General features: G+C 70.6%; 16 protein-coding genes and 1 pseudogene. 9 read left to right on the forward strand and 8 right to left on the reverse strand.

All coding sequences use genetic code 11. From position 1 onward, the window contains the following. Positions 1 to 96 precede the first annotated feature (96 nt). On the reverse strand, positions 97 to 324 hold the full coding sequence (locus OG811_RS20740; RefSeq protein WP_406068021.1) for a winged helix-turn-helix domain-containing protein: 228 nt from the start codon (positions 322 to 324) through the stop codon (positions 97 to 99). Between the two features lie 421 nt (positions 325 to 745). On the opposite strand from OG811_RS20740, the gene OG811_RS20745 reads away from it, so the two are divergent. Next, the gene (locus OG811_RS20745) at positions 746 to 1,969 is read left to right on the forward strand and encodes a helix-turn-helix domain-containing protein (RefSeq protein WP_406068023.1); all 1,224 of its coding nucleotides are present in this window, start codon (positions 746 to 748) and stop codon (positions 1,967 to 1,969) included. 92 nt (positions 1,970 to 2,061) lie between these two features. On the opposite strand, the gene OG811_RS20750 is transcribed toward OG811_RS20745, so the two are convergent. Genes OG811_RS20750 through glgA form a run of 3 tightly spaced genes read right to left on the reverse strand, consistent with a single transcriptional unit; the run spans position 2,062 to position 3,993 of the window. Next, a complete protein-coding gene (locus OG811_RS20750; RefSeq protein WP_406068024.1) occupies positions 2,062 to 2,487 on the reverse strand; it encodes a type II toxin-antitoxin system VapC family toxin in 426 nt (141 codons plus the stop codon). Next, positions 2,484 to 2,729, reverse strand: coding sequence for a FitA-like ribbon-helix-helix domain-containing protein (locus OG811_RS20755; RefSeq protein WP_406068025.1), 246 nt, complete (start codon positions 2,727 to 2,729; stop codon positions 2,484 to 2,486). Before OG811_RS20755 ends, OG811_RS20750 begins: the two co-directional genes overlap by 4 nt. A gap of 58 nt (positions 2,730 to 2,787) precedes the next feature. After that, the gene (glgA, locus tag OG811_RS20760; protein ID WP_406068026.1) at positions 2,788 to 3,993 is read right to left on the reverse strand and encodes a glycogen synthase; all 1,206 of its coding nucleotides are present in this window, start codon (positions 3,991 to 3,993) and stop codon (positions 2,788 to 2,790) included. A gap of 72 nt (positions 3,994 to 4,065) precedes the next feature. Here glgA and glgC point away from each other — a divergent pair, with 72 nt between their 5' ends. Next, the gene (gene glgC, locus OG811_RS20765; RefSeq protein WP_406068028.1) at positions 4,066 to 5,298 is read left to right on the forward strand and encodes a glucose-1-phosphate adenylyltransferase; all 1,233 of its coding nucleotides are present in this window, start codon (positions 4,066 to 4,068) and stop codon (positions 5,296 to 5,298) included. A 31-nt stretch (positions 5,299 to 5,329) separates the two neighbouring features. Further along, complete coding sequence (gene pgm / locus OG811_RS20770; protein WP_406068030.1) at positions 5,330 to 6,973, forward strand: phosphoglucomutase (alpha-D-glucose-1,6-bisphosphate-dependent); 1,644 nt, start codon at positions 5,330 to 5,332, stop codon at positions 6,971 to 6,973. A 36-nt stretch (positions 6,974 to 7,009) separates the two neighbouring features. On the opposite strand, the gene OG811_RS20775 is transcribed toward pgm, so the two are convergent. Together OG811_RS20775 and OG811_RS20780 are read right to left on the reverse strand one after the other, a co-directional pair. Beyond that, positions 7,010 to 7,918 carry an NAD(+)/NADH kinase gene (locus OG811_RS20775; protein ID WP_406075826.1) on the reverse strand — a complete coding sequence of 303 codons (909 nt, stop codon included), beginning with the start codon at positions 7,916 to 7,918 and terminating at the stop codon, positions 7,010 to 7,012. Positions 7,919 to 8,020: 102 nt separating this feature from the next. Then, positions 8,021 to 11,128 (reverse strand): M14 family zinc carboxypeptidase, encoded by a 3,108-nt coding sequence (locus OG811_RS20780; protein WP_406068032.1) that lies wholly within the window; start codon positions 11,126 to 11,128, stop codon positions 8,021 to 8,023. Positions 11,129 to 11,400: 272 nt separating this feature from the next. On the opposite strand from OG811_RS20780, the gene OG811_RS20785 reads away from it, so the two are divergent. Both OG811_RS20785 and OG811_RS20790 read left to right on the forward strand, forming a co-directional pair. Further along, positions 11,401 to 11,943 carry a DapH/DapD/GlmU-related protein gene (locus OG811_RS20785; RefSeq protein ID WP_406068033.1) on the forward strand — a complete coding sequence of 181 codons (543 nt, stop codon included), beginning with the start codon at positions 11,401 to 11,403 and terminating at the stop codon, positions 11,941 to 11,943. Then, complete coding sequence (locus OG811_RS20790) at positions 11,943 to 12,641, forward strand: acyltransferase (protein ID WP_406068035.1); 699 nt, start codon at positions 11,943 to 11,945, stop codon at positions 12,639 to 12,641. The genes OG811_RS20785 and OG811_RS20790 overlap by 1 nt, the downstream gene beginning before the upstream one ends. A gap of 20 nt (positions 12,642 to 12,661) precedes the next feature. Here OG811_RS20790 and OG811_RS20795 read toward each other — a convergent pair. Next, a pseudogene (locus OG811_RS20795) lies at positions 12,662 to 13,723 on the reverse strand (glycosyltransferase); the annotation flags it as partial. Positions 13,724 to 14,260: 537 nt separating this feature from the next. Between OG811_RS20795 and OG811_RS20800 the strand changes: the two are divergent. The 3 genes from OG811_RS20800 (at position 14,261) to OG811_RS20810 (ending at position 17,976) form a co-directional block, all read left to right on the forward strand. Beyond that, positions 14,261 to 15,598 carry a lipopolysaccharide biosynthesis protein gene (locus OG811_RS20800; RefSeq protein ID WP_406068036.1) on the forward strand — a complete coding sequence of 446 codons (1,338 nt, stop codon included), beginning with the start codon at positions 14,261 to 14,263 and terminating at the stop codon, positions 15,596 to 15,598. 175 nt (positions 15,599 to 15,773) lie between these two features. After that, positions 15,774 to 16,850, forward strand: a complete 1,077-nt coding sequence (locus tag OG811_RS20805; protein WP_406068038.1) for a glycosyltransferase family 4 protein — start codon at positions 15,774 to 15,776, stop codon at positions 16,848 to 16,850. A 190-nt stretch (positions 16,851 to 17,040) separates the two neighbouring features. After that, on the forward strand, positions 17,041 to 17,976 hold the full coding sequence (locus OG811_RS20810; protein ID WP_406075828.1) for an NAD-dependent epimerase/dehydratase family protein: 936 nt from the start codon (positions 17,041 to 17,043) through the stop codon (positions 17,974 to 17,976). On the opposite strand, the gene OG811_RS20815 is transcribed toward OG811_RS20810, so the two are convergent. Beyond that, on the reverse strand, positions 17,878 to 19,056 hold the full coding sequence (locus OG811_RS20815) for an O-antigen ligase family protein (RefSeq protein WP_406068039.1): 1,179 nt from the start codon (positions 19,054 to 19,056) through the stop codon (positions 17,878 to 17,880). The two genes, OG811_RS20810 and OG811_RS20815, sit on opposite strands and share 99 nt — an antisense overlap. A gap of 456 nt (positions 19,057 to 19,512) precedes the next feature. Between OG811_RS20815 and OG811_RS20820 the strand changes: the two genes are divergently transcribed. Beyond that, the gene (locus OG811_RS20820) at positions 19,513 to 20,808 is read left to right on the forward strand and encodes a glycosyltransferase (protein ID WP_406068040.1); all 1,296 of its coding nucleotides are present in this window, start codon (positions 19,513 to 19,515) and stop codon (positions 20,806 to 20,808) included. Positions 20,809 to 20,878: the final 70 nt, after the last annotated feature.

The following is a 20,878-nucleotide window of genomic DNA, read 5'->3' on the forward strand; positions in this document are numbered from 1 at the left end:
ACACGCGTTCAGTGAAACCGCGGTATCGATGCGCCAGGATGCAGCGGTTTCCTGGAAGTCGTGTGGATCTTCGCGGTGCGGGCGGCCTCGGCAGGTTCAGGCCGGCGGTTGCGGTGCCACGAACGAGCCCTTGCCCTGGTGCACCTCGATCCAGCCCCGCTCGTCGAGGATCCGCAGGGCCAGCCTGATCGGCGTGGCGCTGGCTCGGTACTGCTCGCCGAGTTCCGCGATGGACGGCAACTTGTCGCCGGGCTGAAGTGTGCCGGACTGGATCGAGCGGATCACATCATCGATGACCTGCTCGTATACGGGTTGTCTCGGCATGGCAGGGCCACCTCTCGTCAGCCCTCTGAGCATGCCACCGAACATGACACTCTGTGCATCCTGTGTTGACTCTCTGCGGAGGCCGCGCCCCGGGGACGGGATGCGCGGGCGGCAGCGGCCCGTCCGGCAAACGCTCGTCCAACTCTGTGCCTCCTCGCGGCGAAAGGACATGCAGGTCAGGGGCGGGGTGGCACGGGGGAACCACCCCGCCCCGGATGGAGGTACTCCGCTGCTGACGAGAGAACCTTCAAATCCAACCTAGAGTGCAGTGAGTACCCGGACGGGGACCGGGTGCCCGGTCCGCCCCAGCCGACGCGGGCGCCGCTCACCCGGCGGCAGTATGCCTACGGACTCGTGATCGCGGTGGTCGTACTCGTGCTGTTTGTGGTTGGGGTCCTGCGGTGAGCGCGACGGGCCGGCGGTGAACGAGCTGCCGGTGGGTCGCCGGGTCGCCCAGTGGCGGGTGCGGCGGAACATGACGCAGCAGCAGTTCGCCGACCGTCTCGGCAAGTCGAAGAGCTGGGTCGACAAGGTCGAGCGTGGGGTACGCCGGTTGGAGCGGGTGTCCAACCTCCGGGAGGTCGCCGAGACGCTCCGCATCGACGTGGAGGTCCTGCTGGTGGCCCGGCCGGTGCGGCCGACCCCGGTTGCCGCCGGGGTGGACGGGATCCGGACGGCGCTGGCCCGCTACCACCTACCGGGCGCGGACCGACCGCCGCTGGTGGAGGAGTTGGCTGCCCGGCTGGAGCATGCCGAGCAGAGCTATCGGCACGCCCGCTACCCGGCGTTGCTGGCGCTGCTGCCCGGCCTGCTCGACGCCACCCGCGAAGCGCAGGCCGCTCGCCCCGGTGCGACGGACGCGCTGCTGGTGTCGGTGTACGCGCTCATCGCGCTGGTGCTGGTCAAGGTCGATCAGGGGGAGTTGGCCTGGCTGGCCGCCGACCGTGGCATGACCGTCGCCCTGGCGACCCACGACCCGCAGGTGGCCGGCATTGCCACCGTGTCATTGAGTCAGGCCCTGCGGTCGCGTGGTCGACGGCGGTCCGCTCTGGATGCCGCGCTCGTCGCCGCTGACCGCATCGGTGCGCTCCAGGCCGGCGATGGCTCTCCGGTCGGTTCATCGCTTCGGGGCACGCTACTGATCCAGGCTGCGCTCGCCGCTGCGGGCGGCAAAGACCAACCCCGCACCCGCCGGGCGCTCGACCAGGCCACGGAGATCGTTCGGGAGTTCGGTGCGGACGGCAACAGGCCTGACGGCGGTACCGGTGACGCGGGCGCTCCCGGCGCGGGCTTGGGCGGCGGGGGTTTCGGCCGGGCGGTGGTCGAGGCCGCCCGGGTGGTGGCCGAGGCGGCTCTTGGCGACGTCACCACGGCCACGGCTCGGCACGAGCGGCTGGTGGCCGGAGAGGAGTGGCGGTGGTTGCCGCCCGAGCACCGCGCCGCGTATCTCCTCGATGTGGCCCGCGCATACGCCCTGACCGGCGACCTGCTCCGGGCCGGCCGGACGCTGCTCGACGCGGAACGCACCGCCCACAGCGAGGTGCACGACCGCCCGGCGGTACGAAAGCTGGTCACCGTCGTGTGGCGGTCTGCCGACGCGCCCGCCGGCATCGGCCAGCTCGCCGCCAACCTCCGCGTCACCTGACGGACGTCACCGTCGTGGGTATCAGCTGACCTCGATCCGGGAAGCGCTGTCTGCGCCGGTGATAGTGGTTGCGCCGCCGGCACGTCGAGGACTCAGTCGGCTGCTTCGCGCCAGGGGTTGACGAGGGCGATGCCGGTGTCGGTGAAGTCCTTGGTGTTGCGGGTGGCGAGGGTGGCCCCCTGGGACCGGCAGATGGCGGCGATCTGGGCATCGAAACCATCGATCGGGTTGCCGATGGTCTCGCGGCCGGTGACGACATCGGCGTAGGTATTGGCTGCGGCAAGGTCGAACGGAAGAACCTGACGGGGAAAGGCGGCGAAGATCTCATCGGCGGCCTTCTGCAGAGACTCCCGGCGGCGGCCGTCGGGCAGACGGGCGATGCCGTATCGGATCTCGGCGATGGTGACCGTGGTGGTGTGCAGACCGCCGCCAGAACGCTGCTGTAGCCACGCGAGCACGGCAGGTGCTGGCTCGGCGCGCATGAGTTCGGAGACGACGTTGGTGTCCAGGATGATCATTCTGGCAGGTCCGCCGCGCGGGGTCGGGTGGCTCGGGCGGGGAGGTTCAGGTCAATGCCACCGAGCTGGGTGAACCGTTCGGTCAGCGCGCTGAAGAGGTCGGTCTGGGGTGACTCGTCGGCAACGGCGGAGGTCAGGATGGCACGGACTTCGGCCTCCATCGATCGACCGTGCCGGGCGGCACGGATGCGGATCTTCTCCTTCACACCATCGTCCAAGTCTCGGATGCTGAGAGCCGCCATGTCCTCTCCTCCTGTTGCCTGCCCGATGATAGCAATGCTAGCGCGATCATCGGGCGAGTCAGGCCGCGCCGACCGAGCGGTACACGTCGATCGTCTGCTGGGCGATGGACTCCCAGGAGAAGTGCTGCACCGCGCGCCGCCGGCCGGCCAGGCCGAACCGCTCGGTGCGCGCCGGGTCGGCGAGCAGCGTGTTGATCGCCGCCGCCAGGTCGGCGACGAACGTCTCCGGGGCCAGCGGCGTGCCGGAGCCGTCGGTGGCCTGCTCGATGGGCACCAGCAGACCGGTCTCGCCGTCGGCCACCACCTCGGGGATGCCGCCGGTCGCGGTCGCCACCACCGCCGTTTCGCAGGCCATCGCCTCCAGGTTGACGATGCCCATCGGCTCGTACACCGACGGGCAGGCGAAGACGGTGGCGTGCGTGAGCACCTGGATCACCTCGGGCTTGGGCAGCATCTCCGCCACCCAGACCACGCCGGAGCGGTTGGCCCGCAGCTCGGCCACCAGCTCCTCCACCTCGGCGGCGATCTCGGCGGTGTCCGGCGCACCGGCGAGCAGCACGAGCTGGGTGTCCGCCGGCAGCTCCCGGGCGGCCCGCAGCAGGTACGGCAGCCCCTTCTGCCGGGTGATCCTTCCCACGTACACCACGCTGGGCCGGGCCGGGTCGATGCCGAGGCGGTCGAGCACGTCGGTGCCCTGGTCCGGCGCGTACTGGATGGTGTCGATGCCGTTGTAGACCACCCGGACCCGGGCCGGGTCGATCTGCGGGTAGGCGGCGAGCACGTCGTTGCGCATCCCCCCGCTGACCGCGATCACGGCGTCGGCGGCCTCCATCGCGGTGCGCTCGATCCAGGAAGAGAGCGCGTAGCCGCCGCCGAGCTGCTCGGCCTTCCACGGCCGCAGCGGCTCCAGGCTGTGCGCGGTCACCACGTGCGGCACCCCGTGCAGCAGCTTCGCGGTGTGCCCGGCCAGGTTCGCGTACCAGGTGTGGCTGTGCACCACGTCGGTGCCGGCCGTGCCCGCGGCCATCTCCAGGTCCACGCCCATCGTGCGCAGCGCGGCGTTCGCGCCGGTCAGGCCGGGCGGTTCGGCGTACGCGGTGACGCCCGGCTCGGTGCGCGGCAGACCGAAGCAGTGCACCCGTACGTCGGTGCGGCGGCGCAACTCCCGGGCCAGGTACTCGACGTGCACGCCGGCGCCGCCGTAGACCTCCGGCGGGTACTCGCGGGTGAGCAGATCGACGCGCAGCGGGGTTGGTTCCGTCATGACCCCGCACCCTAGTGCAGAAGAGTCCCCGTACGAGTGGTGAAGTCCGACGCGGGTGGATAGCGTCGGGGCATGGCTGCCAAGGTGCTCGCGATCGTCCTGGCGGGTGGGGAGGGCAAGCGCCTGATGCCACTCACCACAGACCGGGCCAAGCCGGCCGTCCCGTTCGGCGGGATGTACCGCATGGTCGACTTCGTCCTCTCCAACCTGGCCAACGCCGGCTATCTCAAGATCGTCGTGCTGACCCAGTACAAGTCCCACTCCCTCGACCGACACATCACCAAAACCTGGCGGATGTCCACGCTGCTCGGCAACTACGTCACCCCGGTGCCCGCGCAGCAGCGTCGTGGCCCGTGGTGGTTCGCCGGATCGGCCGACGCCATCTACCAGAGCTTCAACCTGATCAACGACGAGCAGCCCGACTACGTGATCGTCTTCGGCGCCGACCACATCTACCGGATGGACCCGCGGCAGATGGTGGAGGACCACATCGCCTCCGGCGCCGCGGTGACCGTCGCCGGCATCCGCCAGCCGCTGTCGACCGCCGACCAGTTCGGCGTCATCGAGGTCGGCGAGGACGGCAAGCGGATCCGGGCGTTCCGCGAGAAGCCCACCGACGCGGTCGGCCTGCCCGACGCACCGGACGAGATCTACGCCTCGATGGGCAACTACGTCTTCACCACTCGGGCGCTCTGCGAAGCGGTCGAACGAGACGCGGAAGACAAGACCAGCAAGCACGACATGGGCGGCAGCATCATCCCGATGCTCGTCGAACGGGGCGAGGCGAACGTCTACGACTTCCGTGACAACGAGGTGCCGGGCAGCACCGACCGGGACCGGGGCTACTGGCGCGACGTCGGGACGCTCGACTCGTTCTACGACGCGCACATGGATCTGATCAACGTGCACCCCGTGTTCAACATGTACAACTTCGACTGGCCGATCTACACCGAGCAGCCGCCGTGGCCGCCGGCGAAATTCGTCCACCAGTGGGGTGAGCGGGTCGGCCGGGCGGTCGGGTCGATGATCTCCCCGGGTGTGGTGATCTCCGGATCGCTGGTGGAAAACTCGATCGTCTCGCCGAAGGTGCGGGTGCACTCCTGGGCGCACGTCGAGGGCTCGGTGCTGATGGAGGGTGTCGAGATCGGCCGGCACGCGGTGATCCGGCGGGCCATCCTGGACAAGAACGTGTTCGTCCCGGAGGGCGCCGAGATCGGCGTCGACCTGGAAAAGGACCGGCAGCGCTACACCGTCTCCGACAATGGCATCGTGGTGATCGGCAAGGGCCAGAAGGTCGAGCTGTGACCGACCCGCACTTCTTGAGGAGGATCCCGCAGTGACCCACCCCCGTGCCGGCCAGCCCGCACAGCCCGCCGACCTGGTCGACGTGCCGCGCCTGGTGACCGCCTACTACGCCGAGCATCCAGATCCCGCGGACCCGGCGCAGCAGGTCTCCTTCGGCACCTCCGGTCACCGCGGCTCCAGCCTGCGCAACGCGTTCAACTCCGACCACATCCTCGCGGTCACCCAGGCGCTCTGCGACTACCGGCGCGAGCAGGGGCTGGACGGTCCGCTCTTCCTCGCCCGGGACACCCACGCGCTCTCCGCGCCGGCCGCCGTGGACGCCCTGGAGGTGCTCGCCGCCAACGGGGTCACCGTCCTGGTCGACAGCCGTGACGGTTACACCCCCACCCCGGCGCTGTCGCACGCGATCCTCACCCACAACCGGGGGCGCACCAGCGGGCTCGCCGACGGCATCGTCATCACCCCGTCGCACAATCCGCCCGACGACGGCGGTTTCAAGTACAACCCCACCAACGGCGGGCCGGCCGACACCGACGTGACCCGGTGGATCCAGGACCGGGCCAACGCCATCCTCGCCGCCGGGCTCAAGGAGGTCCGTCGGATCACCTACGCGCGGGCCCGGGCCGCCGACACCACCGGGGAGTACGACTTCCTCGCCAACTACGTCGACGACCTGCCCGCGGCGATCGACATCGACGCCATCCGCGACGCCGGGGTCCGGATCGGCGCGGACCCCCTCGGTGGGGCGAGCGTGGCGTACTGGGGGGAGATCGCCGAGCGGCACCGGCTGGACCTGACCGTGGTCAACCCGACGGTCGACCCGACCTGGCGGTTCATGACGCTCGACGGCGACGGCAAGATCCGGATGGACTGTTCCTCGCCGAACGCGATGGCGTCGCTGATCGCCGCCCGCGCCGACTACCAGATCTCCACCGGCAACGACGCGGACGCCGACCGGCACGGCATCGTCACCCCGGACGCCGGCCTGATGAACCCCAACCACTACCTGACGGTGGCCATCGACCACCTGTTCCGCACCCGCACCGAGTGGGGTCCGGCCGCCGCGGTGGGCAAGACCCTGGTCTCCTCGTCGATGATCGACCGGGTGGCCGCCGACCTGGGCCGGCCGCTGCTGGAGGTGCCGGTCGGGTTCAAGTGGTTCGTGCCGGGGCTGCTGGACGGAACGGTCGGTTTCGGCGGTGAGGAGAGCGCCGGGGCGTCGTTCCTGCGCCGTGACGGCTCCACCTGGACCACCGACAAGGACGGCCTGCTGCTCTGCCTGCTCGCCGCCGAGATCCTGGCCACCACCGGTCGCAGCCCGAGCGAGCACTGGGCGGGGCTGGCCGACCGGTTCGGCGCACCCGCGTACGCCCGGATCGACGCCCCGGCCAGCCGGGAGCAGAAGGCCGTGCTCGCCAAGCTCTCCCCGGAGCAGGTCACCGCCACCGAGTTGGCCGGTGAGCCGATCACCGCGACGCTGACCACCGCGCCCGGCAACGGTGCGCCCATCGGCGGCCTCAAGGTCAGCACCGAGTCCGGCTGGTTCGCCGCGAGACCCTCCGGCACAGAGGACGTCTACAAGATCTACGCCGAGTCCTTCCAGGGCCCCGACCACCTGAAGCAAATCCAACAGGAGGCGAAGGCCCTGGTCGACGGAGTGCTCGGCCAGGCCTGAGCGCTGACCCCGGCCCTCCTCGTTGATTGGGCTCGGTCAGCAGGGCGGCGGCAGCTCCCGCTGGCGCCGTCGCAGCTCATCGGGGAGTAGCTCACTGAGCTGCTCGGGCAGGAACGGCAGGTCGAGCAGGCTCATCTTCAACTGGTTGCGTTCCTGGTAGCGCAACGGGTCGAAGCGGACCACCAGGCCCGCGTTGCGGCGGTAACTGATCTCCACGGCCCCCTCGGTCGCCCCGTCCCGGAACACCAACCCGTCCATCTCCACCACGACCGCCGACGAGTTGGGCTCCAGCTCCAGCCGGATCTTCTCGTCCGGCGAGAGCACCACCGACCGGGCGATGCCGGCCATCGGCGCCGACGGCGTCACCACCACCGCGTCCGCCGCAGGGGAGATCAGCGGGCCGCCCGCGGCGTAGCTGTACGCCGTGGAACCGGTCGGCGTGCTGACCACCACGGCATCGGCGCGGTAGTAGCCGTACTGCTGGCCGTCGACCGCGAGGGTTGCGGTGACGAAGCCGTAGCCGGGCTGGCGGACCAGCGCGATGTCGTTGAACGCCACGGTGTCGTCGCCGCAGACGTCGCAGGCGAGGCACGCGTGCGACTCGATGGTGAAGTCTTTCGACAGCAGTCGGCTCAAGGCTTCGGGCAGGCCCGGTGGCTCGATCTCGACGAGGAAGCCGAGTCGGCCCAGGTGGACGCCGAGCACCGGCTTCGGGTCGAGGACGGCGGAGCGCAGCGCACCCAGCATGGTGCCGTCACCGCCGATGCTGATCAATGCGTCGGAGCGGGTGGCCAGTTCGTTGCCCGGCACGGGCTCCACACTGGCCGGCACGCGGTGCTTGTCCTCCGCCCGCACCATGAGTGACTTGTGGTGGCGCGTCGCCCACCTTTCGATGATCCCGACCACCTCGGTGACATCCCGGGTGGGGTGCAACACCAGTCCCAGCCCCGACACCCGTACAGCTCACCACATCGGCATCGGACGCGTCCGGCGTACCGCCGAAGGTGCGCGCCGGCGGTCCGGAAGACCGCCGGCGCACACTGCCGGTCAGCGGCGGGGCCGGCCGAGGAGGTGGGTCAGCGAGCGGGCGACCAGATCGTCGCGGGCCGCCGGGGCCAGGCCCTCCAACCCGAATCCCAGATACACCGTGTCTCCGGTGACCACCACTGAGCCCTCCTCGAACGCCTGCTGGCTGCGCGACCAGTCGTTGGCGTTGCCGCCGGAGCCGGCCGGCGGCCCGGCCACCGTCCAACCGCCCAGGTCGGCCGACTCGAACGAGGTCTCCGCCACGGTGGCCCCGTCGACCAGCACCCGGGTGTCGTCCAGGAAGACTCCGAGACCCTGGGTGCCCCAGTCCGAGGCGTACGAGATCGACAGCTCGACCTGCTTACCGGCGTACGCCGACAGGTCGACCACGAACTCCTTCCAGCCGCTTGACGTCCCGGTCGCCGCGTTCCAGCTGCCGGTGCTCCCGGTGGGGGAGCAGTCCGCGCCCTGGTAGTGGGCGAGGAACGGGTGCAACTGCGCCACCCAACCCTCGACGCAGCTGTCCCCGGTGACCGTGCTGGTCTTGCCGTTGACGTCGGGCAGGGTCGTCCAGTCGTCGCTGCCCACCTCGTGCGCCTCGACGAAGAGGAAGTCCCAGTTCTGCTCGATCTCGTACGAGGTGAAGAAGCGCAACTCTGCGCTGGTCGCCCCGGTGAGGTCCACCGTGCGGCTGAGCCGCTTGTAGGACTCGTCGGTCTGCCCGCTGTGCAGGTACCACTCACCCGTACGCGGATCGAACGGCGCGGCACCCGGTCGGGTCCAGCCCACCGGCGCGGAGCTGGCGAACTGCGGGAACTCGTCCGGTGGCAGGAAGCTCGACGTGGTCAGGAACGACACGGTGTGCGCCTGGTTCTGCGCCGACCCGGGCGCGTTGAGCTGCCCGCTGAAGCCGGTGAACGCCGCGTCGGTCCCGGCGACCGGGAACGGCTCTCCCTCCGGGGCGGTTCCGCCGTCGCTGACGTAGGTGTGTGCGCCCAGCCAGTACTGCTGGAAGTCGTTCAACAGCGGCAGACAACTCGGGTCCTCGGCGTCGGTGCACTCTGGCGGTGCGTCCGGGTGATAGACGTACGAGCCGTTGGCGCCCTGCGCGAACAACGCGTACTGGCCGCTGACCAGCAGCTTGCCGCCCTCGTTCAGGTAGTCACGGACCGCCAGCTCGGTGTCCAGTGCCGCCCTGGCCGCCGTGCCGGGCACCTGGCCGGGCGAGCGCAGGATCACGTCGTCGCCGGTCTCCCAGACCACCGCCTGGTAATGCGACAGCACGCCGAGCGGGTGCGGCGCCTTGCGGCCCATGGCGTCGAAGTCGTAGACGTCGCTGCTGCGCCCAGCGGCGGTCAGCGACGCCGCGATCTCGTCGGCGTACTTCGCGGTGGTGCCGGTCTGCGCCGGGCTGAGGCCGGTGACGTCCTCCACCGCGAGGACCAGCACGTCACCGCCGACATCGCTGTGCACCTTGTAGGTGAAGTGTTCGCTCGCCACCACCCCGGCACGGGGCTTGTTCCCGGTGAACCAGACCTCCACCCGGTCACCGGGCTTCGTGCCGGTGACCGTGCCGCGCAACTCGGCGTAGTAGTCGTCGTTCGTGTTGCCGTACCGCTCACCGCCGCGCCACTCGCGGACCGCGACCGTCTTCGGCCGGCCGCCGTTGACGACGTAGTGCATCCGCACGTTCTTCAACGCCCGACGGGTGATCGAGGCGACCTGCTGGGTGCGCCCGTACGAGGTGTCGAAGGCGTCCACCACGAAGTCCGGGGTGCTCCGGCCGACCACTGAGACCGGGTCGTCGGGATCCGCGGCAGACCGCGCCACGGCCAGCGCGAACGGCAGGTTCTTGCTCACCTCGCCGGCGATCAGCGCCTCGTCGTCGGGGAAGATGAAGCCGCTGACGCAGTCCTCCGGACGCCACTCGTCGTCCGGGTCGACGGCCGAGGCGGCCTCGCAGGTGGACATCTCCGGGGTGAAGCCCAACGCGCCGTACCGGACGGTGGCGTGGCTGTCGGTGTCACCGTTGGTGGTGTACAGCTCGGCGGAGATGTCCGGGTCGTAGCCGGGCACCGCCGGGTGCGCGTCGTCGCCAGCCATCGCCTCGTAGATCACGTCGTCCGGGCTGGGGGTGCTCACCTGCCAGCCGATGCCGTAGAGCAGCAGTTCGGCAGCCGAGTGGTAGTTGACGAAAAACTCGAACCCGACGCGCTTGAAGAGCCGGTCCAGGGCTGTGGTCTCCGGCTCGGAGTTGGGACCCGGGCCCCGGTAGGTCTCGCTGTTCGGCTCCGGCGACGAGCCCTCGTTGTCGTACCCCCACTTGTAGGCGAAGTTGCGGTTGAGGTCGACGCCGTCGCCGGAGGTGATCTGCCCGTCGCCGTTGTTGTCCCGCAGGTTCTTGCGCCACAGACGGTTGCCGGGGGTGAAGGTGTAGTCGTAGCCGTCGGGGTTGGCCACCGGCAGGAACCACAGCTCGGTCGTATCCAGGAGTTGGGTGATCTCCCTGTTGGTGCCGTAGCTGTCCAGCACGTGGTGCATCAGTCGGCGGGTCATCTCCGGCGTGATCCACTCGCGGGCGTGCTGTGCCCCGGCGTAGAGCACCGCCGGCCGCTGGCCGTCCGTGACGGTCCGCGCGTTCTTGGTGACCTTCACGGCGAGGATCGGCTGGCCCTGCTGGCTGCGGCCGATCGTCTCCACCTTGGTCAGCTTGGGGTATCGGGCGGCGGTGGCGTTCAGCTCGTCCCTCAGGCCGCCCGGCTCACCGTAGGGGCGAAACGCCGTCCAGCCGGCCGCGGCCTGTTCCCGCAGTGCCTGCGACGCGTCCTTGCCGCGCACCTTCTTCACCGACAGCGGGACGCCCTTGTCGGTCAGCCGCTTCGCCTGCCGGCGGCTGAGCACCGTCTCGACCTCCGTGCGGCCGGTCGAGTCCGTCTTCGCGTCGTGGCCGAGATCGACCCCCGCCGCGCGCAGCTGATCCCGCTGTTTCGCGTCGACCGTGCCGACGTAGACCTCCAGGCTGTCACGGGCGTCCGGTTCGGACGGTGGCCGCGCGTTGGCCGGTGGGGCCAGTGCCAGTGCGCCGAGTAGGGTGACCACGCTGGCGATCGCCAGTCGTCTTGGTCTCATCGCGCCTCCTTGGGTGAAGGACCTGTAGGCGCGAGCCTTCGGCGTGGCGTGATTGATGTCAATACTTCGGTGGGTGCAAGGTGGCTGACCGTGTCGGCGTCGCTGCCTGGTGTGCTGGCCGGGGCAGGTGTCGTGCTGGTTGCCATCCTCTGTCCGGCATTTCGGCGATTGCGGCAATGCTGGTGAGTAGGTCGAATTACACTTCGGACCGCGCGATCAATCCCACCCACAGCGAGAACCGGGGGACAGCGTTGCTCAGCATGGTGCGCGGCATGGCAAAAGCCCTGCGAGACCGGCGGGCCGCCGCCCGGGACCCGGAGGGATTCGCCCGGTCCCTCGGCGTCGACCTGCGGGGCCGGGTCCGGTTCTACGGCATCGACCGGGCGATGTTCGGCTCCGAGCCGTGGCTCGTCTCCCTCGGCGACAACGTCTACATCACCGCCGGGGTCCAGTTCATCACCCACGACGGTGGCACGCTGATCCTCCGCAAGGAGGTGCCCGATCTGGAGTGGACCGCACCGATCACCATCGGGGACGACGTCTATCTCGGCGTGCGAACGACCATTCTGCCCGGAGTGACGATCGGCAACCGCTGCATCGTCGGCGCCGGCTCGGTGGTGACCCGGGACATCCCGGACAACAGCGTCGCGGCCGGCGTTCCGGCCCGGGTGATCCGCAGCGTCGACGAGTATCTCGACCGGATGCGCGCCCGATCGCTGGGGTGCGGGCACCTGCCGGCGGCCGAGAAGGCTGCGGTGATCCGCCAGATCTACGGGGTGCCCGAGCAGGCCGGTGCCGGCCGGGCGGGTTTCTGATGCGAGTGGCTGCCGGCCGGCCCGGCGCCCTCCTCGGCCCGGTGGCCGTGGCGCTGGATCGTCTCCTGTGCACCGGTGCCCGGGCCCGTCGGGCCGTCCGGGGCCACGCCCTGGCCGGCCGGTTCGCCGCCCGTGGGGACAACTTCACCTTCGACCCCGACGGCGTCTACACCTGCGAGACGATCGAGGTCGGGCACAACGTGGACCTGGGGCACCGGCCGATCCTGATGGCGGCTCGGGCGCGGATCCGGATCGGCGACAACGTCATGTTCGGCCCCGAGGTGACCGTCCGGGGTGGCAACCACCGCATCGACCAGGTCGGCGTACCGATGATCGCGGTCGGCAAGGAACCCGACGACGTGACCCACGACCGGGGAGTGATCATCGGGGACGACGTCTGGGTGGGCACCCGGGCGGTGATCCTGCACGGTGTGATCATCGGTCGGGGCGCGGTGATCGGCGCCGGCGCGGTCGTCACCCGGTCGGTGCCGCCGTACGCGGTGGCAGCCGGCAACCCGGCCCGGGTGATCCGACTGCGGTGGCCGCTGGAGACCATTCACGACCATGAGCGGCAGCTCTACCCTCCGGAGCGCCGACTGACCTCCGCCGAACTGGCCGGTCTGGCCGGTCTGCCGGTGCCCGAGCCACGGCCGGCACCGGTGACGAAGTCGCTGACCACCGGTCGCCAGGCCCGGTAGTCGAAGCAGTGCGCCCGCTCGCGGGCCGCCCGGCTCATCGCCCCCCACCCCGGATCGTCGAGCAGCAGCGCCCGCTCCAGCCCACGCCGGACGTCGTCCACCCCGGCTCCGTCGAGCACGATGCCCTCGCGGCCGTCCACGATGTACCTGCGGAGATCGCTGGTGTGGTTGAGCAGCACGGGGCAGCCAGCGGCCAGACTCTCCGGCACCTTGGACGGGAAGCCCGCCTGCGCATAACCAGCCGGTGGGCGGACCAGCACCGAGAAGTGCGCCCGGCGCAGCTCGGCGAGCACCCGGTCGCGGGGCACCCAACCGAGGAAGCTCACATGGTCGTCGAGGTCGCCGGAGCTGGCCTCGTCCAGGTCGGAGAGGCTGCCGGCCTGCTTACGGCTGATTCCAGCGATCACCAGGCGCACCCGGGCCCGGTCCTCGGAGGCAAGGCTGCGGATGCCCTCCAGGACCACGGCCAGCTGGTCCTTGGCGCCGGCCGAGCCCGCGTAGAGCACCCGGAGCCCGTCGTCGAGCGAGGGCGGGGCGGGGTCGTCGTAGCCGGCGCAGTCCACCTGTGGCGGCACCACCAGCGTCGGTCGGCCCAGGCCGACGAAGTGCCGCTCCAGCATCTCGGAGATGGCGATGACCCGGTCGGCGAGCCGGCCGGCCAGGAAGAACGCCCATCGGTGTCGGAGGAAGTACGGCGTGAGCCAGCCCCGGGGGAACTGCGCCCGGTCGTGCCGTTCGAGCACGTCCACGGTCACCGGGCAGCGCACCGCCGTGCGCAGCACCACCCAGGTGAGCAGGTTCCACAGACCCAGTGGCAGGTACACGCCGGCCAGCCCACCCGGGCGGATGCCCGCGCGGCGCAGTGCGGCGAGCACCCGCAGCGGGCGGAGGCGCTGGTGCAGCAAGCGGCCCAGGACACCACCGCCGATGCGGCGGCGGGGCAACGTGATCAGCCGCACGTCCGGTGGCAGGTCCGGGGCGCTGGGCGGGCGCGACCCGTCGTCGGGCCAGTCGTTGACCACCACGGTCACCCCACCCGCCGGAGTGGCGGACCGGGCCAGTTGCAGCAGGCGGTTGGACATCGCGTCACCGTGCGGGAACCGGTACGCGGCCAGCGCCAGCACCTGTGGCGTCGCGGTGGACCGGAGCGGGGTGAGGTGCGCGGTGGTGGTGGGCTGGCCCACGAGCTGCTCCCTGGGAATCGGGCTGCTGGCGTTTTGAGCGCTTAGTCTAGTTTGTCCCCCCTGGTCCTACGCTGCGTATCCGTCGTGTCGCGTCAGCCACTCTTCGTCACCGCGTGCTGGTGACCGTCGTTGTAGGAATGACTTGTCGACGGGGGCGTGGAGGCGGCACCACATGCGACGACCGATCACCGCAAGGGCGTGCGTCGCCGTCCGCCGACGGCACAACGCGATCGATGAGCCGGCGAGGCTCTGCCGGTCAGCGCCCCGGCGGGTCTGATGCCGGCCCGTCACGGGGCTGTCGAAGAGACCGAGCCGACATCGACCATCGGGCGGCATCGGGCGGTCACTGGCACGCCGCGGTCGCACCGCGCCGGTCCGGCCAGGCGACGATCATCCCGGGCCTTCCCGCCCGGGGCGCGGAAGTCCCGGAGCCGGGTGCTCGCCAGCGGAATCGTGTCCTCTCTGGCCGGCAAGACGGTCGGGTTGGCCGCGCCCCTACTGATCACCCCGCTGGCGTTTCACAACCTGGGGGCCGAGCGGTACGGCCTCTGGATGGCGGTCACCTCGCTCACCGGCATGGCGCTCTTCGCGGACTTCGGGCTCGGCAACGGGCTGCTGACCCGACTGGCCAGGCTGCGCGGCACCGGCGAACGGCGGGCGGCTGCCCGGGAGGTCTCCAGCGCCTACGCACTGCTCGGCGCGGTGTCCGTACTGCTGCTCGTCCTTCTGGCGACGACCCTGCCGCGGGTGCCGTGGCCGGCGCTGCTGAACGCGGCGGACCCGGCCGTCGTCCGCGATGCCCGCCCGGTGGTGCTGCTCTGCTTCGGCGCGTTTCTGGCCAACATCCCCCTCGCCCTGATCCAGCGCGTCCAGTACGCCCAGCAGCAGGTGGCCCAGAGCAACCTCTGGCAGGCCGGCGGCAGTCTGGTCTCGGTCGCCCTGGTCTACGTGGCGGTCACCGCCCGGGCCGACCCGTTGCTGGTCATTGCCGCCGCCGTGCTCGCGGTTCCGGCGGTCAACCTCGCCAACGCCGTCTGCTACTTCGGTTGGCAGGAACGGGAGCTGCGGCCCCGCCTCCGGCACGTACGGGTGGCGGTGGCCCGGGGGCTGCTCTGGCTGGGCGCCCGGTTCTTCCTGCTCTCGGTGCTCTCCTCTGTGGTGCTCAACCTCGACGGCTTTCTGATCAGCCGGGTTCTCGGCCTACCCGCAGCGGCGACCTACGCGGTCGTCCTGCGACTGTTCGCCCTGCTGACGCTCTTCATCACACTGGTGAACCTGCCGCTGTGGCCAGCCAACGGCGAGGCGTTGGCGCGTGGTGATCTGGCCTGGGTGCAGCGCACGACGCCCCGGATGGTCTACCTGTCCGCCGCCGTGGTCGCCCTGCCGGGGGCTGCGCTCGTGCTCGTCGGCAACGACGTGCTGCGACTCTGGGTGCGCTCAACCGATCTTGCGCCGGTGCCCCGCACCCTGCTCGCCGCGCTCGCCGTCTGGTCGGTGCTGCTGGCCGTCGCGGCGCCGTTGTTCATGGTGCAGAACAGCATCGGTCTGCTCGGCCCCCAGTTCGTCGGTTGGGCGGCCTGCCTGCTGCTGGCCGTACCCCTGAAGATCGTGCTGGCCGCTCGGGTGGGTCTGTCCGGCGTGGCGTTGGTCTCGGCTGGTACGTACGCGCTGACGGTGTTGCCGGCCGCCGTCTTCGGCTACCGACGCGCGGTGGCCGGAGCAAAATCGGCGTCCGGCCGACACGCTGGGATCGCGGCCGCCGTGGGCACGTGAGCGCGCAACCCTGCGGCGTCGCGTCACCTCGCCGCTGATGCCGCAGTTAGCAACCGTGGTGCCGGTCGGTGCACCCGGATCGGCTCGTCGCCAAGCTGCCGTTGGAATGAGGGGTCATGCAGCCTTTCACCGTGCGCGACAGCCCGCGCCGCCCGGAGTCGGTCGGAGTCGCGCGGTGACCCGGCCGGTGGTGGTGCAGCACTCCGCTGGCACCCCCGGCGCCAACGGCCCGTTGACCGCCGTGCAGCGGGTGCTCGCCTCGTCCCTGGCCGACCGGTACGAGTTCGTCCGAATGCACCAGAGCGCGGGCAACGGAAGCCTGAACGTGCCGCTGCTGCGGGAGTGGGTGCGCATGCTTCGGCGGGTCCGACCCGCCCTGGTGCACGTACGGGGATTGCAGAACGAGGGCCTGCACGGTGTGCTCGCGGCCCGCCTCGCCGGCTGCCCCCGGGTCCTGGTGACCGTGCACGGCACGGTACGCGACCTGCGTCAGCCCGGCCGACCGTGGCGGCACCGGCTGCTCGTGCACGGTGCCGAGCCCGCGACGCTGCGGCTGGCCAGCCACGTCGGCACCGTCTGCGAGTACGCCGCCGGCCGGAGTTTCCTCAGCGGCCTGGGCGGGAGGTTCGTCGGGGTGATCCCCAACGGGGTGCCGCTGCCGGCGCATCCCCGCGCGTCCCGGGATCGGGTCCGCGCCGAGCTGCGCCTGCGCCCCGACGACGTGGCCATGATCGCGGTGTCCCGGCTGACCTGGGAGAAGGGCTACGGCGTCCTCGCCGACGCGCTGCGCCGGCTGCCACCGTCCACCGTCCGCCGGGTGCTGCTGGTCGCCGGTGAGGGACCCGACCGGGACGCGGTCGCGGCGGTCCTGGCCGGGGTCGACGGGGTCGAGGTGCGTCTGCTCGGCAACCGACTCGACGTGCCCGACCTGCTCGCCGCGGCGGACGTCTTCGTCTTTCCGACCCTGCACGAGAACCTCTCCAACGCGCTGCTGGAGGCGATGGCACACGGGCTGCCGGTCGTCGCGTCGGCGGTGGGCGGCAACGTCGAGGTGCTGCGTTCGGGCGGCGGTCGGCTGGTGCCGGGGGGTGATCCGGACGCCCTGGCCCGGGCGCTCTCGCCGCTGCTGAACGATCCCGCCGAACGGCGCCACCTGGGCGAGTTGGGCCGCAAGGTGGTAGCTGAGGGCTACAGCCTCGATGTCATGCTCGGCGCCCTCGACCGGGTCTACCAGCGCATCATCAACGAGTGAGGGTGACGCAGCTACCCGCCGCCTGGCGCAGGTGTCGCGGCGCGACGGCCGTCTCGCGTGACGTGCGGGACCGGCGCTCGTTGTCCCACTGGTGGCCGCTGGGCGGTCGCTGTCACCGTGCCGTCGGGCGGGCATTCGCGCCGCCCGCCCGCTCGGAGGCCGGACCGAGCAGGGAGACACGTTGAAGGTAGTGGTGACCGGGGGTGCCGGTTTCATCGGCGCCAATCTGGTGCGGGCGCTGGACGCGGCCCCACGGGTGAGCGAGATCGTGGTCGTCGACGACCTCTCCACCGGCCTGTTGGACAACCTGCACGGCCAGCCGGTCCGGCTGCACCAGGGCACCGTGCTCGACCCGGACCTGCTGGACGAGGCGTTTGCCGGTGCGGCCAGCGTGGTGCACCTGGCTGCCCTCGGTTCGGTGCCGCGCTCCATCGACCGACCGCTGCCCAGCCACCACGCCAACGCCACCGGGACGCTGATGGTGCTGGAGGCGGCCCGCAGGCACGGCGTCCAGCAGGTGCTTCTCTCGTCGTCCTCGTCGGTCTACGGCGCCAATCCGGTGCTGCCCCGGCAGGAGGCGTTGCGCCCCGTCCCGGTCTCCCCGTACGCGGTCTCCAAGCTGGCCGCCGAGGCGTACGCGGTCGCCTACGCCTCCTGCTACGACCTGGCCGTGTTGCCGTTCCGCTTCTTCAACGTCTTCGGGCCCCGGCAGGCGGCGCACCACGCGTACGCCGCGGTGTTGCCCCGGTTCATCACCGCCGCGCTCACCGGTGAGCCGCTGCGGGTGCACGGCGACGGCCGGCAGACCCGTGACTTCACCTTCGTCGGCAGCGTCACGTCGGTGCTCGTCGACGCCATCGTCCGCCGGGTGTCCACCACCGACGTGGTCAACCTGGCCTTCGGCGCGCGGATCTCGCTGCTCGACCTGATCGCCGAGCTGGAGGACATCCTGGGCCGGCCGTTGCCCGTGGTGCACGAGCCGCCACGCCCCGGCGACGTGCGGGACTCGCAGGCCGACTGCGCCCGGCTACGGGAGCTGTTTCCCTCGGTGTGGCCGGTGCCGCTGCGCACCGGTCTCGAGCAGACCGTGTCCTGGATGTCCGGTCACGTGCTCGCCGGCCACTAGGGCCTGTGCGGTGGGCCGCGGCACCGTTGTCCGGCCGCTGTGAGTTGTCGGAGGCCGTAACGCCACGGGCGCGACGGACACGAGCGCGAGGGCCACGAAGCACACCGGTGAGACCTCCCAGTGGCCGGTCAGCCAGATCGGTGTCTGGCTGACCAGCAAGACTCCCGCCACGCGGGAGCAGACGGGAGAGGCATGCCGGAAGGGGCCGGCCAGCGCGAACGTGAGCATCCCGGCGTAGAGAACGACCCCGACCAGCCCCAGGTCGTTGCCCAAGCTCAACAGGAGATCGTGCGCTCCCACCCCGAGATCGCCCGTGGCGGTCAGCATGCCGGGACCGATGCCGAGCAGTGGTGACTCGGCCCAGGACGACAACGCGTACGGCCAGATGTACAGCCTCCCGGACAGGTCCCCGGTTTCCCGGCCGGCAAAGGCGCCGTCGAGCCAGAGCATCTCGGAGGAGAGCACCCGGTAGAAGCCGAGCGGCACCGCGATGAGGACGATGGGCACGATGACGACAGCCAACGCCCGCGCCAACCGCACCGCCACCGTGCTCAGCAGCAGGTAGGTGGCGCCGACCAGTATCGCGATCAGCGCTCCCCTCGTCCCGGTGAGGAGCACTCCCCAGAACAGGACGGCAGCCGCCGCGATGATGCACAGCCGCTCGACCTTCGTCGAGGGACCCAGCAGGATCAGCACACCGGCGAGTGCGACGCCAGCCGCGAGACTGTACGCCGTGTAGTTGTAGTTGACCCCCTCGACGCCGTAGCGGATCGAAAAGTCCATCACGGAGTCGCGAGCCTTCAGCGAGTTGGGGATGGGGTTGTTGATCAGCTTGAGGGCTGTGCAGACGCAGCCGGCCAGGAAGGCGTAGCCGACGGCGAAGAACGCGGCTCGGGTGCGGACGACGTGACGGACGGCGATGAACATGGCACAGGCCGCCCCGTACAGATAGGCCATGCGGATCGCGGCGTCGAGGTCCGCCGCCCAGAGCAGCGTGACGCAGACCCACACCCCCGTGGCGGCGGCCAGCAGATCGGGTGCACGGAGTCGAGGAGCCCGGCAACTCACCAGGATGGCCACCAGCGCGGCCGCCGCACCATAGCGGTTCGTGGTGCTGGTGGCCCATTGCGTGCAGAAGGCGATCGCGCAGACGAGCGCGAGCCCGGGAACGTGGCGTGCCGACAGGGATCGGTCCCTGGGCGCGGGCGCCGCCCCGCCCGCATGGAGTCTGGCGGTCCGGGCCCCAGCCAAGGAGGGCGTGAGAGCGTGGCGCCCTGGCCGATCGGGCAGGACCGCGGTCACCTGAGCCGTCCCGGGGCGGTCGCAAGCGTCGCCACGGTCCTCGTCCTGTCCAGCATTCGTCGCCCTTCCTGGCGGCTGCAGTCAAACCACCATAAGGCCTGCAACCCGTCAAAATGGAAAAGGTCTGACATTCCTGATTGGCCCAACGGTCTCGCCTGCATAACCATCGGGCGTCGCCGAGGGTTATTGCTGCGAGGCGGTCGACGCACCGCCGGACCCCGGGGGAGTGACGCCATGTCCGACGATCGGATCCTGCGGGTCGCGCTGCTCGGTTTCACCCTGCCCGATGACGTGCTGAGCCGGGTGATGACCGGCGACGCCACCCACGCCACACAGACCCACACCTTCGCGTGGGCCGTGGTCAACGGCCTGCGCGACGCCGGTTGCACCGTACGCCTGCTCTCCGCCGCGCCGGTGTCGAACTACCCGCGCAATCGTCGGATCCGGTTCCGCGCCGACCGTTTCCACCACGACGGGATAGACGGCCAGCAACTGGGCTTCCTGAACGTCCTGGGCATCAAGCACCTCAGCCGGTTTTTTTCTGCCTGGTGGCACGGTGGCCGATCGACCCGACGGGACCCGATCGACGTCCTCCTGGTCCACGGCGTGCACACGCCTTTCCTCTGGTGTGGGTGGGCACTGGCCCGCCGGCGCAAGATCCCGGTGGTGCCGATCCTGACGGACCCCCCAGGAGTGGGACGGCCGGGTGAGGGACGTGCGATGCGGCTGCTGCGGGGGCTCGACGTGGCGCTGGTCCGGGCGGCTCTCCGGCGCTGCTCAGGGGTGATTGCCCTGACGCGCCCGCTCGCCGAGGACTTCGCCCCCGGCCGTCCGAGTCTCATCATGGAGGGCATCTGCACCCCACCACAGGTCGTCGGCACGCCGGCCCGCGGCCGTACCCGGGAGATCATCTATGCCGGTGGGCTGAGCCGCTCCTACGGTGTCGACCGCCTGGTGGAGGCATTCCGTGGGCTGTCTGACCCCGACCTGCGGCTGTCCATCTTCGGCCGCGGTGAACTCGAGCCGTGGCTCCGGGACCAGGCGATGGCCGACCCCCGGATCGCCCCACCGGACCTGATCGACCGGTCCCGGCTCGGCCAACGCCTGGCGGGCGCGGCGGTGCTGGTCAATCCCCGCCCCGTCGACCAGTACTTCGTCCCCTACTCGTTCCCATCAAAGATCATCGAATACCTGGCGATCGGCGTGCCGGTCGTGACGACGAGTTTGCCGAGCATCCCAGCCGATTACCGGCCGTACCTCGTCCAGGCGGCGACAGATACGGCCGAGGGGCTGCGCGCGGCGATCGAGCGGGTGCTCGACATGCCGGCGGGCGAGGCTGCGGCTCTCGGGGCGGCGGGACGTGACTTCGTCGTCGCGACCCGCAACCGCGCCGTGCAGGGCCAACGGATGCGGGACTTCCTGGGCGGGCTCACCGACAGGTCCGCCGATCCCGGGTCGACAACGCGGCAGGCCGTGACCGGCCGCGACTCCCGGTCTCGCGCCACCGCCGGCAGTTCCGATCGTGGCTGATTGTCCGAAATGCAAAATTTCCCACGACCCCTTGGGTTGATTGCTCGTTGACCCGAACGAGTGTGTCCGG

It is taken from the genome of Micromonospora sp. NBC_01638, from assembly GCF_045209745.1.
Classification (GTDB): domain Bacteria; phylum Actinomycetota; class Actinomycetes; order Mycobacteriales; family Micromonosporaceae; genus Micromonospora.

What these genes read in the sequence shown, in the direction of transcription:
- OG811_RS20820 (WP_406068040.1), top strand. Translation starts at nt 19,513, where the DNA reads ATGTCCGACGATCGGATCCTGCGGGTCGCGCTGCTCGGTTTCACCCTG.
- OG811_RS20785 (WP_406068033.1), top strand. Translation starts at nt 11,401, where the DNA reads ATGGCAAAAGCCCTGCGAGACCGGCGGGCCGCCGCCCGGGACCCGGAG.
- glgA (WP_406068026.1), bottom strand. Translation starts at nt 3,993, where the DNA reads ATGACGGAACCAACCCCGCTGCGCGTCGATCTGCTCACCCGCGAGTAC.
- OG811_RS20780 (WP_406068032.1), bottom strand. Translation starts at nt 11,128, where the DNA reads ATGAGACCAAGACGACTGGCGATCGCCAGCGTGGTCACCCTACTCGGC.
- glgC (WP_406068028.1), top strand. Translation starts at nt 4,066, where the DNA reads ATGGCTGCCAAGGTGCTCGCGATCGTCCTGGCGGGTGGGGAGGGCAAG.
- OG811_RS20750 (WP_406068024.1), bottom strand. Translation starts at nt 2,487, where the DNA reads ATGATCATCCTGGACACCAACGTCGTCTCCGAACTCATGCGCGCCGAG.
- OG811_RS20790 (WP_406068035.1), top strand. Translation starts at nt 11,943, where the DNA reads ATGCGAGTGGCTGCCGGCCGGCCCGGCGCCCTCCTCGGCCCGGTGGCC.
- OG811_RS20740 (WP_406068021.1), bottom strand. Translation starts at nt 324, where the DNA reads ATGCCGAGACAACCCGTATACGAGCAGGTCATCGATGATGTGATCCGC.
- OG811_RS20755 (WP_406068025.1), bottom strand. Translation starts at nt 2,729, where the DNA reads ATGGCGGCTCTCAGCATCCGAGACTTGGACGATGGTGTGAAGGAGAAG.